Origin of the sequence: Rhodococcus sp. UYP9 (assembly GCF_040547235.1) — a bacterium.
Lineage (GTDB): Bacteria > Actinomycetota > Actinomycetes > Mycobacteriales > Mycobacteriaceae > Rhodococcoides.
This window is the reverse complement of record NZ_JBEPPH010000001.1, coordinates 1,011,193-1,026,231: the sequence shown is the minus strand read 5'-3', so window position 1 is coordinate 1,026,231 and position 15,039 is coordinate 1,011,193. Positions and strand designations below refer to the sequence as shown.

The window sequence follows — 15,039 nt, the reverse complement described above, 5'->3', positions numbered from 1 at the left end:
ACGACAAGGTCGGCTCGAAAGCGGTCGGGCCGGTATGGTTGCCCTCATGAAACTGCTCGTTACCGGTGGCGCCGGGTTCATCGGTGCCAACTTTGTGCATCAGACCGTGGCCGAGCGACCCGATGCGCAGGTGACGGTGCTCGATGCCCTCACCTATGCGGGTAACCGCTCGTCACTGGACTCGGTGGCAGACAAGATCGACTTCGTCGAAGGTGACGTCGCTGATGCAGAACTGGTGAACCGGCTTGTCGCGGATACCGATCTTGTAGTTCATTTCGCTGCGGAGTCGCACAACGACAACAGCTTGAGCAACCCGTGGCCGTTCGTCCACACCAACGTCATCGGTACGACGACGCTGCTGCAGGCCGTCCGTGAGCACGACGTCCGCTACCACCACATCTCCACCGACGAGGTCTACGGCGACCTCGAGCTCGACGACCCGGCGCGTTTCACCGAGTCGACTGCGTACAACCCGTCGAGTCCGTATTCCTCGACGAAGGCGTCGAGTGACCTTCTGGTGCGGGCGTGGGTGCGGTCGTTCGGGGTTCGCGCCACGATCTCGAACTGCTCCAACAATTACGGCCCGTACCAGCATGTCGAGAAGTTCATTCCCCGACAGATCACCAACATCTTGTCCGGTGCCAGGCCGAAGCTGTACGGCGCCGGTCACAACGTGCGGGACTGGATTCACGTCGACGATCACAACCACGCGGTGTGGACGATCATCGAGAAAGGCCAGATGGGCGAGACGTATCTGATCGGCGCCGACGGCGAGAAGAACAACCGTGAGGTCCTCGAGACGATCCTCGAGGAAACCGGGCAGGCCGCCGACGCATTCGATTTCGTCACCGATCGACCGGGCCACGATCTGCGCTACGCGATCGACTGGACCAAGCTTGAAACCGAATTGGGTTGGACACCTGAGTACGTGGACTTCCGCAGCGGCCTGAAGGCGACGGTCGACTGGTATCGCGAGAACGAGCAGTGGTGGCGTCCGCAGAAGGATGCTACCGAGAGCGTCTACGCCGCAAAGGAATCAGTACTTCCTTAGCTCTTCGACATGCGGTGGCGCAGGAGTAGATACACTGCGCGCCTCATGAACGATGTTGCCAGGGCTTTCGTATTCCCGAGGCGGACATCGTTCTTGGACAACAGGTCCGGCACATCGGAGCTCAACGATCGGTGGAAGTCCGCCGCCTGGCGTGCCTGCTGTGTTGCCAGCTCCACACTCCACTGACCAGAACTGATCCGGAACGATGCGAGGGGTTGCGCTATCGCGAAGATGTCGCCTTGTAACGCCACACTGATGAATGTGGCTTGGTCGATCAGATAAGGATGACTGTTGTCCCACAGTCCGATCTCCTGCAACGCATCCCGCTTCATCAGTACGCAGCCGGGTTCGCCGAAAATGTTGGCGCCTGCGCGTACAGCGGTGCGCGCGGCCTTCCTGCCCGACACCAGCCCGCTGAGCCCACCCAACCCCCTGGCTGCGATCACGGTCTTACCGTTCGCATCGATGAGTGTTCGCTGAGACGCGACGAGTACAGCTGAAGGGTTTGCGTCGAAAGCGGCAACTTGCGCGTCGAGCGACGTCGGAAAGATCGTGTCGTCTCCGCATACCAGTTTCACCAATTCACCGGTGGCTTCGGCAGTGACGCGGTCCCAGTTTCGTTTCGCACCGCCACCCGCTTCGGTGGTGAGCACTCTGATCCGGGGATCGTCGTACTTCTCGATGATCGCCATCGTCTCGTCGCTGGACGAGTGATCGGCGATGACCAGTTCGAAATCGGTGAACGTCTGTCCAAGAATCGATTCGATCGTCTCACCAATGTACTCAGCGTTGTTGTATGCCGGGACTACGACGGATACGCGTGGGTTCATGAGGCTGTCTTTCTGCGAAACGAGAAGTCGCGGTAGCCGAAGAAACTGACGACTGCCATCAGTGCTGTGACGACCAATTGTGAAGGGATGGGCGGAAAGTGGAAAAACGATACCGCTACGGTCATCAACGAGATATTTGCGAGAAACGCACCGAAGTTGACGACGAAAAATCGCCACAGATCTCGAAGGAAGTGCCCGCGCACTCGGAACACCAGGTAGCGGTACATCGCGAATGCACAGAGCACATTGCACAGGTACCCCAGGACGATGGCGGCATGGTAGCCGTACCGCTCACCGATGATGAGTTGCCACACGATGAACCAGCCGGTGCCGAGGGCCGTATTGACGCCACCCACCAGAAGAAATGCGAGCGCCTGGTTCTTCACAATGCGCATGAGCGGGCCAGGTGATCCGGTCATTCCTGCTGGGGGAGAAGGTGTTTCAGGTTCGGTCATCTGCCAGCACCCAGTGCCTGGCGAGTCGCATGGAGCGTCGATGCGATTCCTGCGGGCAACGTCCGGTGGGTTCGCCGGTCTATCTCCGGCCACACGGTCGAGCGCAGCCTGAGATCGCGTCCTTGGAACGCGGCCAGCGGCGACGCAGCGAGCACCACATTCGGTCGTCGGCGAAATACAGTGCGACAGGCACCGAGGATCGAACCGATTGTGACGGCTTGCCCGGAGGCAAATATTTTCGTCGTCGGCGGTGTGGTTCGTCGAGCCGAAAGGGTCAGTGTGTCGGCCACCATCTCCGCCGCGTCGGAAACGTAAAGGTAATCGCGGAGTGTGTCCATGGGAACGTAGATCGACACCGGTGACGCCATCAGGTATCCACGACACAGGTGCGAGATGAGTCCCTGTGGCTTGCTGAGGTTTTGGCCGGGCCCGTAGAGGTTGGCGAACCGCCCGATCACGACATTGATCCCGCTGCGTATGCCGAAGTTCATGGCGATACTTTCAGAATCGAGTTTTGCTCGGCCGTAGTCGCCCAGCGGAACGACCTGTGTTTCCTCGTTGTGCGGCGCGCCGACGGCTCCGGCGTACACGCCGCCTGCGGAGGAGGCGAGAAAGAATGTACCGTCGGCGGATTGCTTGCCTGCAATCTGCCCGAGGACGTCCGCGATAAGGGCGTTTTCTTCAGCGAATTCTGCTGCGCTAGTGCCGTTTACGCCTGCCCCTGCGGCCCAGACGATGTTCCAGGTGGCGTCGCTGAAGGATCCGAAGAACTTCGCGCAGTCCTGCATCAGAGTCGCTTTGGCTGATGCATGATCGGACCACGGCACATTGCTGGTGTAAACGATGTTCCCGCGGCGCCGAAGTTCGCGGTTGACCGAGGAACCCAGTAGCCCACCGCTGCCGACAATCCACGTATACGTCGGGCTCACGCCGACGAGGTGGGTCGAGGTGGGTCGACTGTCGGGGTGGTCCGACCGAGCGGACCGTCGGCGGGGTCGGCAACGATCAGGTACGGAGGTTTACCCATCGCGGTCTTCACGTTGACGCCGACGTACTCGGCGACCACGCCCAAAGAGAACAGTGTGGCGCCGAAGCCGAACAAGAGGATGACCATCGTCGAGGCCCAACCGCGTACCTCGGAACCGAGATCGAACAGTAGATAGGAGGCGAGGACATACAGAACGAGCGCAAGACCGAGCCCGGCGAAGGCAACCCCGATGAGGCTGACCAGTCGCAGACCCTTCGTGCCGCTGGAAAGGACCATGCGCCAGAAATGCGACAGAAGAGTTCGCAGTCGGTACCCGGAGCGACGGCCGTGCTCCTCCCGAAGTTCTACGGGGCTGGTGGTGACCTCGCCGGCGATCCAACCGAGCGCGACGTCGAGATAGGCCTCGGAACCCGCATATGCAGCCACCGAGCGGCCGACCTCACCGAGGACGAGGCGGTAGCTCTGGTAGCTCACAGTGTTGTCCGCGGCCATCGCCTTTGCGATAAGCCATTTGGATCCGCGTGAGGCAGCATTGCGCCAGAATCCGTGCGGTGCAGCGTTTGTCGGCTTGGCATAGACGACAGACGCTCGAAGATCGAGAGCCGTGTCGAGCAGGCCGCCGATGTCTGCCGGATCGTGCTGGCCGTCCTCGTCCATGGTGACGATCCACTCACCACCGCTCGACGCCATTCCTGCGAGGGTGGCGGGATGCTGCCCGAAATTGCGGCTGAGCCACACGCCGCGGACAAAGGTGTGTTCTTCGGTGAGCGCGCGGATCACATCGGCCGAGTTGTCGGGTCCGTGATCGAAGACCAGCAACACTTCCTCGACGATCAGCGGGCGACCACCCGGGGAGTAGGTCACCGACGTAAGCGGCAGTATTTCGCCGATGAGCGTGCGCAGCGTCTGCTCACCTTGATAGACCGGCACCACGATAGAGATGCGGTGCGGATCGGGGGCAGTGTCTGGCAGGGGCATCACGGGGTGTGAGCCTATCTGCTCTCTGCGGAACTGATGCGGTCCGACGCCTCGGGTTCGGTGATGTTCTCGACCGACAACCCGTCGCCGGCTCGTCTCGGACGGCGTCGACGCAGGTCGAAGACCACGAGTACCGCCAGTAGAAGAACTCCACCCGCGATCCCGACCAGGCCTAGTCTCTGACCGGGGGGCCGGAACGAGATCGCGAGGTCAGCGTTGTCGGTCCCGGCAGGTAGGTCGACGTAGAGGAAGATGTCACCTAGACCTTTGGTCTGCAGTGGCTCACCGTTCAACGTCGCGCTGTACCCGGGCCAGGCCAACCGTGCGAAGACGACACTGCCGCCTGTCGGCGAGCTCACGTTCACTCTTTCGGAGTTCGTGCTGGACGACTGGGGCACTGCCGTGGCGTCGACTGTGGCCACCACACGCCCGATGTCTTCGGGAATGAGACCGTCGATACGTTCGAGTACGTAGATCTGACGCTCGGCTTCAGCCGTCGGAGGGGCGACCCACTTCCATCCGGCAGGGGCAGGTTGCGAATTCGCGAGTGGATATTGGTTCTTCTGGAGGACGACGCGATCCAGACGCATCAGGTCTGCGTAGGTCTTACCTGTGTAGATCTCCACTTCAAAGAGTCGCCGGAACGCGTCAGAGCAGGTGGATCCCTCGTGCTGGAGGCAGAGCAGATTGGCGAAGTCGAGGTAGCCGACCGGGGTGTAAGCGTTGACGTAGTCGAGCCCGAGAACCTTGGCAGAGTTTCCGTACACCTGCGAGTGCCACGGTAGGCGAGGGTCGTCGGCGCTGTCGGCGCTGGTCTCTGTCAACGTACGGCTGCCGAGTTGCAGCGTCTCGCCCTCCCACTGCGGAAATCCGGACCTGGCTTCGGACTGGGTCGTCGGAAGCCACCATTTCGCGAAGGGCGGGTCGTACGAGGCAACCTGATACATCGCGACGGGCGCGATGGTGAGAAGCAGCAACGCTGCCGTTGCGCGGGTGGAAAACCGGTGGGCGAGGAACAGTGCCACGGCACCGACGGCGACGATCAGTAGACCGGACACGACGTGGCGACCGAAAAGTTCGGGTCCTGAAGAACCGGCCCTGAGCACGAGGATCACGGTCAGCAGGGATGCGGCAAGTAGACGCGGGCGGAGTTTGTCCAAGGTTCCGTACCTGCTCACCAACGTCGCTACGAGGATCAACGCGACGAGAGCGACGAACGGAAGGACGCGCGCGGGCCAACGTATCGGCCCGATATCGCTCGGACCTGCGGTGAAGACGAGGGCGAACACAAGCAGAATCAAGGGGGCCGTGAGCTCGCGGAGAGCGGCGGGCACGCGCTTCCACGCTATGAACGCCAGCGCCGGGACGAGGAACCAGGCGATATACGTGGCAGGTGAGGCGGTCGTCTCGCCCGACCAGGATTCGATACTTGTCACCGAAGTCGGGATGCTCGCAGTCAGCGTCTCCGACCATGGAGCGGTCAAGAAGTTGTCATTGAAGGTGCCTTCTTCTCCGCTGCGCCACGTCACCGATGACGTCAGGACACCGGGCAGGAAGGTGATGGCCCCGCACGCTGCAGCAGCGATCCCGACCCCGGCCACTCTCAGAGCGGCCCTCCACTCACGCTGGAAGATCCATTCCCCGATTGCCACCGAGCCGACAACGACCCCGGCCATGACCGCGGCGTGTACGTATCCGACGCTGATGGCGAGATACAGGAATACGAACGGCATGATCGGGCCGGAACGCCCACGTGCGTAGGACACCGAGCTGGCCCACGCGTTCATGATCCACGCGGTTCCGATGAGCGCGGTGACCCACGAGGTGTTCTCGAAGAAGAGTGTGAATCCGACGAATGGCGCGCTGGCACCTGCGACCGCGGCCCACGACGGTCGAGAACCGTAGGCGAGGGCGACGCGGTACACACCCCACGCCAGCACGACGGAGAACCCGAGTTTGACACCCGTCGCAAGCAACGCCAGGTTGTCAATCGAGGGAGAGAGGTAATTGATAGCCATCTGGACCGGGTTCCAGAGCCCGCCCTGACCCTCGACGGGATAGTTGCCCGACATCCATTGGTCCAACACAAGCGAAGGGAACTGGCCCTCGCGCATGATCCGTCCAAGTTGTAACCAATTGGGCACGGCGCCGGATTCGGTGTCGTCGATATAGAAGAACCGCGGATCGACGCTGAGAACGAGTAGATACCCGAGTGCGACGACCGCAGCGGCGGCGGCTGCCCACAGAAGACGCTCTTTACGGCTGCCGAGCGCAGCGCTGTGGACGTGCTCGGCTCGGTTGGGGATCACTGTTCACTCCGTGAATCTGGTTGACGACAACCGACTGTATCGCGCTGCATCCTCACAGTAGAAACGGTGCGTACCGTGCGTCGAACCGTTGACGGCCGGGGCTGTGCGACCATGGGCAGTGATTCTTCGACAAGATGGGGTTCCTCTAGGTATGGACGGCACTGCTCTCAATCGTCTCGATGCACCATCGAACGGCCTCGGCGCCGCGGACAATGCAGGCCCGTGCGGACTAACCGCGCAGCGCCTGCTCTTCGACGGGCCGTCCCCACTGGTCAGCGCCGATATGTATGCGAACGTCGCGAAGGGAAATGCCGAGCGCTCGCGCTACGCAGCCGTACTCTCCAAGCGCACCATCGTCGACACCAACAGCTACTTCGGACGGTTTCCGGCCAGCTACTGGCAGCGTTGGACCGACGTCACCGAGGTCAGATTCGAAGCTGCGGTCACCGGGGCGGGGCGCATCGACATCGTCGCGACCGACTCGAAGGGCCGCAAACGGACGGTCTCGAGCACCACGATCGACACCGACGGCCAGTCGAGTCGTCTCAGCATGGCAGTGAAGGTTCAGCAGTTTCTCGACGGCGGGGCATTGTTCGTCAGGTTCACCACCAGCTCGGGTGAACTGATCGTCGAAGGTGCCGATTGGTCGGTCGACGCACCGGAGAAGCTGCGTCCCACCTCGGTTGTCATCTGTACCTTCAACCGCGCCGACGACTGCGCGAACACCTTGGCCGCGATGGCGGACGATCCGATCGCGCTGAACGGAGTCGACAACGTATATGTGGTCGACCAGGGCACGGATCAGGTGCAGACACGCGCGAAGTTCCAACGAGTTTCGGCCGAACTCGGCGACCAACTGGTCTACATAACCCAGCCCAACCTCGGCGGGGCCGGCGGATTCACCCGCGGCCTGTACGAGGTGCAAGGTAAGGGTGGGGATCCCGCGAACGTCATCTTCATGGACGATGACGTGCTGTGTGAGCCCGAGGCGCTCGTCCGGATGAATGCATTCGCGAACAAGACCGTCGAGCCCGCGATCATCGGCGCGCAGATGCTCTATCTGCTGCATCCCGATCGCGTGCACGTAGGCGCCGAGGTTGCCAATCTGCAGAAGATCGAAGCCGGTCTTCACGTCAAGGACGCGATCTCGGACAAGAGCGCGCTGAAGAAAAAGCAGGACATTCGCGTCGACGCCGGTTACAACGGTTGGTGGTCGTGCCTGATCCCGTCGGAGATCGTCTCGCAGATCGGCTACCCGCTACCTTTGTTCTTCCAGTGGGACGACATCGAGTACGGCTACCGCGCTCGCGCGAACGGCTTTGCCACTGTCACCCTTCCCGGCGCTGCCGTATGGCATGCGGACTTCGCGTGGAAAGACTGGGACGAGTGGCACAGGTACTTCAATCTCCGCAACGGCATGATCACCGCTGCATTGCACGGAGGCCTCGACGGTAGAAAGCTTGCGCGCCAACTGAGTACCGATCTGTTCCGCTACCTGGTTTCGATGCAGTACGGGATGGCGTTCACCTTGATCAAGGCCATCGAGGACTTCCTTGCCGGTCCGAGCAACCTGGTCGACGGCGGCATGGAGGCGGCCGGGGCGATTCGCCGTGAGCGGGCGGCGTATGGGGAGACCAAGCGGCACAACGCAAATGCGGTGCCCGACGTTCGTCCGGCAGGCATGTTCATCACCCCGGCAGGTCCTACCCCGAACAAGAAGCTGGAATGGGCTGTGCTGGCCAAGCGGGTCCTCAATCAGTGGCGCGGGCGAGTACACCCCGGACCGGTTGCGATCTCGGCGGACGACGCACATTGGTGGCATGTGTCGCTGTTCGCGCACGCAGTCGTGACAGATCGTTCGCAGGAAGGTGTGCGAGTTCGCAAGCGCGACAAGGACGCTGCCAAGACGCTGTTCATACGCGGAGTGCAGGCACTGCGTCGTCTGCGGACCGAAACCGCGGACGTGTCCGACGCTTACCGAATCGCGATGCCCGAACTGACGAGTCGCGAGAACTGGGCACGGCTCTACAGCTGAACCTCGGGCGTAGGATTTCACCCATGAGCGGGGCCGACCTCGAAGAACTGCGTCATCTTCGTCGTGCCCGCGATCTGATGGATCGCGAGTACGCGAGTCCTCTCGACGTCCCGACGCTGGCCCGCGCGGCGTACATGTCGACGGCTCATTTCAGTCGCCGGTTCCGCGATGCCTACGGTGAGACGCCCTATGCCCATTTGATGACGCGGCGCATCGAGCGCGCCAAGGCGCTTCTGCGTCGCGGAGACATGAGCGTGACCGAGGCGTGCTTCGCCGTCGGCTGTACCAGTCTCGGTTCTTTCAGTGCTCGCTTCACCGAGATCGTGGGTGAGACACCGAGCGCGTATCGCTCACGCGATCATCACGACAGTCGGGTGGTGCCCAGTTGCTCTGCCATGGTGCTGGGACGGCCGCGTCGGAGTCCGGCACAAACGAGCAGGATCGAAGAAGCACCGGTCGTCGCGCAGCCCTAGATTTGCAGACATGACAGTCTCACTGAGCCACGTACATGTCCTCGTCGACGATCCCGACGCCGCACTGCTCTTCTACCGCGACACCCTCGGGCTGGAGGTGAAGAACGAAGTTGCCAACGACGGGTTCCGTTGGATCACGTTGACCCCCGCCGAGCAGCCCGAAATAGAGATCGTCCTGTCGCAGCCTCATGCCGGTCGATCGGCGGAACTCGGCGACGAGTTGGCCGCCCTACTGGCGAAGGGCGAGCTTCCCGGGGTGCTGTTCCGCGCCGACGACCTCGATGCGACGTTCGACAAGGTGCGGGCAGCGGGTAATGCCGAAATCCTGCAGGAACCCGCGAGTCAGCCGTGGGGTGTCCGTGACGCCGCCTTCCGTGACCCGGCAGGAAACCTCGTCCGTATTTCTCAGGCCTGACCTCGCCTACAGCGACGGCGCTCGCCGGATCCGCACGACCACCTGCTCGTTGTCCGCGGTGTAACCGAGGTAGTCGAATTCGGTACCCGTGCGCGCGACGAACTCGGTCCACGCGCGGTACTCGTGATTACGCCAGCCCGGGAAGTTGAAGTACTCGTCGAAGGCGATGACGGTCCCGACGACGAGTCGGTCGGCGACCAGGTCGAGCACCGTGATCGTCGACGAGTACAGGTCCGCGTCGAGGTGTAGGAACGCCAGGTTGTCATCGTGGTGCTTCAAGAACTCTGGCAGCGATTCCTCGAACAAACCGGGCACGATTTCAGCACCCGGGACCTGGGGCAGGTTCTCCTGCTCGAACAGGCCCTTGGGGAATCCGCTGCGCCAGGTTTCGGGTAACCCGGAGAAGACATCGAACCCGGCGACGATCGTCACGTCCTTGTTCGACGCGGACTCCTCGGCGATGATTTCCAGGGTGGTGCCGCTGGCTACCCCGAATTCGAGCGCCATGCCGGGGACGGACACTTCACCGAGCGCGAAGCGGAGCGTTGCGTGCGGACGGAGGAAGGTCGGCGCTTTGGGCATGACCTCCTCGGCGAACTCGGCGCTCTGCGCCGCTGCCTCGACGTCGGACGCGTACGGGATGTCGCGTCGCATACGCATTTCCAGGCCACGGATGAATGCGTGGAGGTCGTCGATCTCTCGGCGTTGACGGTCGAGGATCTCGAGAAGCTTGGCTTGCTGAGTGCCTGTCTGCTCGGCCAATTGGGCCGTCTGTTTGTCGAGAACTTCGCCGATTGTCCGCTGAATTTTCTCGCGTGCCGAATGCCGAATTCGATCCGTCAGCTTCCGAGGTTCCGTCATGCGCACACGGTAGCCGAGGATGGCCCAGTGTCACATGCCCAGGTCCACCGACTTACCGCCGGAAATGCTCCCGCCGGCCGAGGCGCCGAAGCCGCAACCACTCGGCGAGACCCTTCGGGTTGTGAGTCGTCACAAGGAAGTACCAGCCGAATCGAATCCATTCCTGCGGCAGCAGCTTTCGCATTCCGGGTTGCGACATCAGGTATCCGCGATTTCGGTACGTGAAGTACCGCTTCGTCGCATCGTCCGGATACTGCGTGTGCATACGTCCGCCGAGGATCGGCTTGAATTCTGCGGCACCGTTGGGGTGCACATACGCCGTCGTCAAGCAGGTGCCGAACTTCAAGCCCGAGCGCTGCAACCGTCGATGCACCTCGACCTCGTCGCCGCGGACGAACAGTCGCAGGTCCGGTACGCCCACCGCATCGATAGTCGACGCCTTGAACAGTGCGCCGTTGAACAGCGAAGCGATGCCTTCGAGGAGGTCGTCTTCGGGGTTCAGCGGGTCGATCAATTCCGAACGAAGGCGTCGCCACGAGGTTCCGCGGCGCAGCGGAAACGCGAGCCGATCAGGATCGTCGATATCGCAGACGACGGGGGAGACCTCGTCGAGGCCGTGCTTCTGTGCACAGGCGTAGAGCGTCGCAAGGACGTCGGGCCCTTCGGGCCTGCCGTCGTCGTCGGCGAGGAAGACCCAATCGGCCCCGAGGGACAGCGCGTAGAGAATGCCGAGTGCGAAGCCGCCGGCTCCACCGAGATTGTGATGTGACCCAAGATAGGTGGTCGGGATGTCCGCGGACTCGACGAGTGTGCGAACGGCATCTTCGTGCGCATTGTCGACGACGACGAGATGATCGAGCGGTCGGCTCTGATGTGACACGACGTCCAGCGAGAGAGCGAGCAGCTCGCGACGCTTGTGTGTGACGATCACCCCGACAATTTTCTCAGGCACTGTCGCGCTCGAGTTCCTTCAGAATCGTCGCGACGTGATCGCCTGCATCGTCGCCCTCGTAGGCCCGCACGACCTCCTCGATTCCGCCTTCCTGACGGATTTCCCCGTGGTCGATCCACATCGCGCGGTCGCAGAGCTGGGCCAGGAATTCGTTGGAGTGGCTGGCGAACACCAGAATCCCGGAGCGCTTGACCAGTTCTTGGAGGCGGAGACGAGCCTTCTTCATGAACTCTGCATCGACGGCACCGATACCCTCGTCGAGCAGCAGAATCTCCGGGTCGATGCTGGTGACGACGCCCATTGCGACGCGCACGCGCATACCCGTCGAGTAGGTCCGTAGCGGCATGTCGAGGTAATCACCGAGCTCGGTGAAATCAGCGATCTCGTCCATTTTCGCGAGCATCTGCTTGCGTGTCTGACCGAGGAAGAGGCCGCGGATGATGATGTTCTCGTAGCCGGAGATCTCGGGGTCCATTCCGACGCCCAGATCGAACACCGGCGCGACGCGGCCACGGATCGAGGCGCTGCCCCGGGTGGGCTCGTAGATGCCCGACAGCAGCCGCAGAAGCGTCGACTTGCCTGCACCGTTGTGCCCGACGAGCCCGATGCGGTCGCCGTCTTTCAAGTTCATCGTGATGTTCTTGAGCGCTTCGACGACGACGACGTCGGAGGAGTTCCGATCGATGGCCCCACCGGCTTTGCCGAGGAATGCCTTCTTCAACGAACGCGTCTTGGCGTCGAAGATCGGGAAGTCGACGCAAGCGTCGTGCGTGCTGATGCTGACAGACAAAGTTTCAGACCCCTAAACCCAGTAGGGCACGCGGGCCCGGTACTTCTTGAGCGCGAAGATGGCGAGCAGCCAGCCGACAATCGTGAACGCGATCACGATGTACCAGTGGTACAGCTCCTGAGTTTCGCCGAGCATGGGTGCCCGGATGATGTCGAGATAGTGAAAGAGCGGGTTGAGCTCGACCAATTTGGCCCGCTTGGCAGCGTCGCCGCCCATCGATTCCAGGCCTGCCGTGGTCCACACGATCGGAGTCATGAAGAACAACAGCGTGACCATGCTGCCAAGAATCGGCGCGATGTCGCGGTAGCGGGTGGAGACGATGCCGAACAATATCGCAACCCACAGCGCGTTCAGCGAGATCAAGGCGAGAGCCGGAATAGCCGCCAGATCGGACCAATGGAAACCGTTCGGCGGGAAGAACACGGCAATGATGATCACGTAGATCAGCAGGTTGTGGCCCAGCAGCAGAAGTTGACGCCACACCAGGCGATAGATGTGCACACTCAACGCGCTGGGCAGCTGTTTGATCAGCCCCTCGTTCGCGACGAACACATCGGCACCTTCGAGGATCGACGCACTGATCAGACCCCAGATGATGAGGCCGACAGTGACGTGCGGCAGGAAGGTCTTCAGGTCGACGTCGAGAAGTACCGAATACAGCAAGCCCATCGCGACGGCTTGGACGCCGGTGGCGATCGTGATCCAGAAGGGGCCGATCACCGATCGGCGGTAGCGCTGCTTGATGTCCTGCCAACCGAGATGCAGCCACAGCTCTCGCTGGCTGAATCCCGTCGTCAGATCGCCGAAAGCGCGCTTGAACGTCTGTGAGTCCGAAACAGGAACGGGAACGGACACGCGCTCTCCTGCTTCGTTCTCGGAATTCTTCGGTGGGGCCGACACGACGGTCGACCCTACCCGTTTACAGGTACTGACCGGTACCGCCTCCGCCACCAGGGCCGCCCATGCCGGGGTTCAGCATTCCCCCGGCCGGTAGTGCGCCCTGACGCATCTGCTCGAGCTGGGCGCGTGCGGCCATCTGCTGAGCGAACAGTGCCGTCTGAATTCCATGAAAGAGACCTTCCAGCCATCCGACGAGCTGGGCCTGTGCGATCCGCAGTTCGGCGTCGGAGGGAATGGCGTCCTCCCCGAAGGGCAGCGCCAGACGTTCGAGCTCGTCGCGGAGTTCGGGCGCCAAGCCCTGCTCGAGCTCGCGAATCGACGACTGGTGGATGTCTTTGAGTCGGGTTCGGCTGGCGTCGTCGAGGGGCGCGAGGCGCACTTCCTCGAGCAACTGTTTGATCATCGTGCCGATGCGCATGACCTTGGCGGGCTGCTCGACCATGTCCGACAGAGGTTGCTCGGCGTCGGTTGGATCGACGTTTCTCGGCCCGCTTCCTGCTGCTCGTGCGGCTGCAGCGGTTGCCTCCGCGCGGCTCAGTGCGAGAGGCTCTCCGTTGGGGCCGATCACGACGACATGGTCACCGGCTTCGGGATTCGAGTTCGAGTCCGATTGCGTCATAACGCTATCCTTGCGCGTTGCCAGGGATTGCGCGACGAGCGGGTCCAACTATCCTGTTTGGGGGGCGGGATCGGGGGAAACAACCGTGCGAGTCGACAGGGCGGCGGATGCGAATAAGGGATGTGGAAAACACGCTCACGAAATCGACGCTTAGAGTGTCCGGCATGGGGTACGACGTCGCACGTGTCAGAGGGTCGATTCCCTCACTGGGCGACGGATGGATTCACCTCGATCCACAGAACGGGATGCAGATCCCCGATCGTGTGTCGACCGCGGTGTCGACGGCGTTTCGCGGAAGTGCGCCGAATCACAACTCCGGACACATGTCCTCGCGTCGGAGCGCCGGGCTCCTCGAAGCAGCCAGGCAAGCGATTGCCGACCTCGTCGGCGGTGACCCGGCAGGGGTAGTGCTCGGGCCCGATCGCGGAACGATGCTGGCGTGGCTCGCGGAGTCGCTGTCGCCCCGTCTGGGCCTCGGGACCGGTCTGGTTCTCTCTCGGCTCGACGAGGAAGCGAACGTTGCGCCCTGGTTGCGCATCGCCAATCGATACGGCGCACGTGTGAGCTGGGCCGAGGTCGAGATCGACACCTGTGAGCTGCCCAGCTGGCAGTTCGAGGAGCTGATCACCGCCAGTACCCGTCTCGTGGCTGTCACCGCTGCGTCACCGATCGTCGGCTCGGCTCCCAACGTCCGAGTCGCGGCCGATCGTGTCCACGCCGTCGGCGGCCTCATCGTCGTCGATGCTGCAGGTGCGGCGCCGTACGCCCACGTCGACATCGAAGAACTCGGAGCCGACGTCCTTGCCATCAACGCGTCCGCGTGGGGTGGGCCTCAAGTCGGTGCGCTCGTGTTTCGTGATCCCAGCTTGATCGACCGCATACCGTCGATGTCGCTCGACCCTTTTGCGAAGGGCGCCGAGAGGTTGGAGGTCAGTGGGCATCAGTACGCATTGCTCGCCGGTGTCGTTTCCTCCATCGACTATCTCGCCAACCTCGACGAGGAGGCCACCGGAACGCGACGCGAACGGCTTCAGCTGTCCATCGGTTCACTGCAGGACTACCACGACAAATTGTTCGACTATTTGATCCGACGACTGGCAACGCTCGATCATGTGATGGTTCTCGGCGACTCTCCCAGCCGCATTCCCACACTCAGCTTCACAGTCTCGGGGACTTCTGCCGAAAAGGTTGCCGAGCACCTCGCTCAGGCGCGGATCGGAACGGTCAGCGGTATCCACAGCGGAAGCCGATTGCTCGACGCGTTGGGTGTCAACGACGAGGGTGGCGCCGTGACCATCGGGCTCGCTCCGTATACGACGCGATACGAGATCGATCAGCTCGTCGAAGCGTTGTCCAAGCTGGCGTAGACGCCTGACGGCACGA

15 protein-coding genes are annotated in these 15,039 nt (G+C 62.2%); 5 read left to right on the top strand and 10 right to left on the bottom strand.

Annotated elements, in window-relative coordinates:
- Window positions 1–46: 46 nt before the first annotated feature.
- Window positions 47–1,051 (top strand): dTDP-glucose 4,6-dehydratase, encoded by a 1,005-nt coding sequence (rfbB, locus tag ABIB36_RS04800; RefSeq protein ID WP_354560523.1) that lies wholly within the window; start codon window positions 47–49, stop codon window positions 1,049–1,051.
- On the opposite strand, the gene ABIB36_RS04795 is transcribed toward rfbB, so the two are convergent.
- The 5 genes from ABIB36_RS04795 to ABIB36_RS04775 are packed head-to-tail and all read right to left on the bottom strand — an operon-like array spanning window position 1,048 to window position 6,611.
- Window positions 1,048–1,881 (bottom strand): glycosyltransferase family 2 protein, encoded by an 834-nt coding sequence (locus ABIB36_RS04795; RefSeq protein WP_354560525.1) that lies wholly within the window; start codon window positions 1,879–1,881, stop codon window positions 1,048–1,050. The two genes, rfbB and ABIB36_RS04795, sit on opposite strands and share 4 nt — an antisense overlap.
- Window positions 1,878–2,336 (bottom strand): GtrA family protein, encoded by a 459-nt coding sequence (locus ABIB36_RS04790; protein WP_354560527.1) that lies wholly within the window; start codon window positions 2,334–2,336, stop codon window positions 1,878–1,880. The genes ABIB36_RS04795 and ABIB36_RS04790 overlap by 4 nt, the downstream gene beginning before the upstream one ends.
- Window positions 2,333–3,265 (bottom strand): NAD-dependent epimerase/dehydratase family protein, encoded by a 933-nt coding sequence (locus ABIB36_RS04785; RefSeq protein ID WP_354560528.1) that lies wholly within the window; start codon window positions 3,263–3,265, stop codon window positions 2,333–2,335. Before ABIB36_RS04785 ends, ABIB36_RS04790 begins: the two co-directional genes overlap by 4 nt.
- The gene (locus ABIB36_RS04780; RefSeq protein WP_179142389.1) at window positions 3,262–4,302 is read right to left on the bottom strand and encodes a glycosyltransferase; all 1,041 of its coding nucleotides are present in this window, start codon (window positions 4,300–4,302) and stop codon (window positions 3,262–3,264) included. Before ABIB36_RS04780 ends, ABIB36_RS04785 begins: the two co-directional genes overlap by 4 nt.
- A gap of 14 nt (window positions 4,303–4,316) precedes the next feature.
- Window positions 4,317–6,611 (bottom strand): hypothetical protein, encoded by a 2,295-nt coding sequence (locus ABIB36_RS04775; RefSeq protein ID WP_354560530.1) that lies wholly within the window; start codon window positions 6,609–6,611, stop codon window positions 4,317–4,319.
- Window positions 6,612–6,762: 151 nt separating this feature from the next.
- Here ABIB36_RS04775 and ABIB36_RS04770 point away from each other — a divergent pair, with 151 nt between their 5' ends.
- Genes ABIB36_RS04770 through ABIB36_RS04760 form a run of 3 tightly spaced genes read left to right on the top strand, consistent with a single transcriptional unit; the run spans window position 6,763 to window position 9,534 of the window.
- Window positions 6,763–8,646 (top strand): glycosyltransferase, encoded by a 1,884-nt coding sequence (locus tag ABIB36_RS04770; RefSeq protein ID WP_354560532.1) that lies wholly within the window; start codon window positions 6,763–6,765, stop codon window positions 8,644–8,646.
- Between the two features lie 23 nt (window positions 8,647–8,669).
- The gene (locus tag ABIB36_RS04765; protein WP_084348367.1) at window positions 8,670–9,119 is read left to right on the top strand and encodes a helix-turn-helix transcriptional regulator; all 450 of its coding nucleotides are present in this window, start codon (window positions 8,670–8,672) and stop codon (window positions 9,117–9,119) included.
- Window positions 9,120–9,129: 10 nt separating this feature from the next.
- Window positions 9,130–9,534: a VOC family protein gene (locus ABIB36_RS04760; RefSeq protein WP_354560535.1), complete on the top strand. Its 405-nt coding sequence runs from the start codon at window positions 9,130–9,132 to the stop codon at window positions 9,532–9,534.
- Window positions 9,535–9,540: 6 nt separating this feature from the next.
- Here ABIB36_RS04760 and ABIB36_RS04755 read toward each other — a convergent pair whose 3' ends face one another.
- From ABIB36_RS04755 to ABIB36_RS04735, 5 genes are read right to left on the bottom strand one after another with little or no spacing between them, the layout of a single operon-like run.
- Window positions 9,541–10,395, bottom strand: coding sequence for a TylF/MycF/NovP-related O-methyltransferase (locus ABIB36_RS04755; RefSeq protein WP_084348369.1), 855 nt, complete (start codon window positions 10,393–10,395; stop codon window positions 9,541–9,543).
- A gap of 52 nt (window positions 10,396–10,447) precedes the next feature.
- Complete coding sequence (glfT1, locus tag ABIB36_RS04750) at window positions 10,448–11,347, bottom strand: galactofuranosyltransferase GlfT1 (protein WP_084348370.1); 900 nt, start codon at window positions 11,345–11,347, stop codon at window positions 10,448–10,450.
- Window positions 11,340–12,137 (bottom strand): galactan export ABC transporter ATP-binding subunit Wzt/RfbE, encoded by a 798-nt coding sequence (wzt, locus tag ABIB36_RS04745; protein ID WP_084348371.1) that lies wholly within the window; start codon window positions 12,135–12,137, stop codon window positions 11,340–11,342. Before wzt ends, glfT1 begins: the two co-directional genes overlap by 8 nt.
- Before the next feature lie 12 nt (window positions 12,138–12,149).
- Window positions 12,150–13,037, bottom strand: coding sequence for a galactan export ABC transporter permease subunit Wzm/RfbD (wzm, locus tag ABIB36_RS04740; protein ID WP_084348372.1), 888 nt, complete (start codon window positions 13,035–13,037; stop codon window positions 12,150–12,152).
- A gap of 19 nt (window positions 13,038–13,056) precedes the next feature.
- A complete protein-coding gene (locus tag ABIB36_RS04735; RefSeq protein ID WP_084348373.1) occupies window positions 13,057–13,656 on the bottom strand; it encodes a bacterial proteasome activator family protein in 600 nt (199 codons plus the stop codon).
- Window positions 13,657–13,820: 164 nt separating this feature from the next.
- Here ABIB36_RS04735 and ABIB36_RS04730 point away from each other — a divergent pair, with 164 nt between their 5' ends.
- Window positions 13,821–15,023: a cysteine desulfurase-like protein gene (locus tag ABIB36_RS04730; RefSeq protein ID WP_084348374.1), complete on the top strand. Its 1,203-nt coding sequence runs from the start codon at window positions 13,821–13,823 to the stop codon at window positions 15,021–15,023.
- The last annotated feature ends 16 nt before the right edge of the window (window positions 15,024–15,039 follow it).

What these genes read in the sequence shown, in the direction of transcription:
- rfbB (WP_354560523.1), top strand. Translation starts at nt 47, where the DNA reads ATGAAACTGCTCGTTACCGGTGGCGCCGGGTTCATCGGTGCCAACTTT.
- ABIB36_RS04795 (WP_354560525.1), bottom strand. Translation starts at nt 1,881, where the DNA reads ATGAACCCACGCGTATCCGTCGTAGTCCCGGCATACAACAACGCTGAG.
- ABIB36_RS04790 (WP_354560527.1), bottom strand. Translation starts at nt 2,336, where the DNA reads ATGACCGAACCTGAAACACCTTCTCCCCCAGCAGGAATGACCGGATCA.
- ABIB36_RS04780 (WP_179142389.1), bottom strand. Translation starts at nt 4,302, where the DNA reads ATGCCCCTGCCAGACACTGCCCCCGATCCGCACCGCATCTCTATCGTG.
- ABIB36_RS04770 (WP_354560532.1), top strand. Translation starts at nt 6,763, where the DNA reads ATGGACGGCACTGCTCTCAATCGTCTCGATGCACCATCGAACGGCCTC.
- ABIB36_RS04765 (WP_084348367.1), top strand. Translation starts at nt 8,670, where the DNA reads ATGAGCGGGGCCGACCTCGAAGAACTGCGTCATCTTCGTCGTGCCCGC.
- ABIB36_RS04760 (WP_354560535.1), top strand. Translation starts at nt 9,130, where the DNA reads ATGACAGTCTCACTGAGCCACGTACATGTCCTCGTCGACGATCCCGAC.
- ABIB36_RS04755 (WP_084348369.1), bottom strand. Translation starts at nt 10,395, where the DNA reads ATGACGGAACCTCGGAAGCTGACGGATCGAATTCGGCATTCGGCACGC.
- ABIB36_RS04735 (WP_084348373.1), bottom strand. Translation starts at nt 13,656, where the DNA reads ATGACGCAATCGGACTCGAACTCGAATCCCGAAGCCGGTGACCATGTC.
- ABIB36_RS04730 (WP_084348374.1), top strand. Translation starts at nt 13,821, where the DNA reads ATGGGGTACGACGTCGCACGTGTCAGAGGGTCGATTCCCTCACTGGGC.